Origin of the sequence: Streptomyces verrucosisporus (genome assembly GCF_017114865.1) — a bacterium.
Lineage (GTDB): Bacteria > Actinomycetota > Actinomycetes > Streptomycetales > Streptomycetaceae > Streptomyces > Streptomyces fenghuangensis.
Window position 1 is genome coordinate 1 of record NZ_JADEYH010000093.1, and the last position, 527, is coordinate 527.

The window sequence follows — 527 nt, forward strand, 5'->3', positions numbered from 1 at the left end:
GAGCGCGTGCTCGACCAGCGTGATCAGCGCGCTCTTCGCCTCCGCCCGATGCCGCGCGTCCGTGGTGATGATCGGCGCGTCCGGACCGATCTGCAGCGCCTCACGCACCTCGTCCGGCGTGTACGGCTGATGCCCGTCGAACCCGTTCAGCGCGATCACGAACGGCAGACCCGAGTTCTCGAAGTAGTCCACCGCCGGGAAGCAGTCCGCCAGCCGGCGCGTGTCCACCAGCACCACCGCGCCGATCGCGCCGCGCACCAGATCGTCCCACATGAACCAGAACCGGTCCTGGCCCGGCGTACCGAACAGGTACAGGATCAGGTCCTGGTCCAGCGTGATACGGCCGAAGTCCATCGCCACCGTCGTGGTGGTCTTGTCGGCGGTGTGCGTCAGGTCGTCGATCCCGGCGGACGCGGCGGTCATCACGGCTTCGGTGCGCAGCGGGTTGATCTCCGACACGGCGCCCACGAAGGTCGTCTTGCCCACGCCGAACCCGCCCGCCACCACGATCTTCGCGGAGGTGGTGG

The 527-nt window shown here is 68.7% G+C and carries 1 protein-coding gene; it reads right to left on the reverse strand.

Going from position 1 to position 527, the window contains the following annotated elements; all coding sequences use genetic code 11:
* Window positions 1-527, reverse strand: a 527-nt coding sequence (locus tag IQ279_RS27590; RefSeq protein WP_206352053.1) for a GTP-binding protein, incomplete at both ends; no start/stop codon positions are given.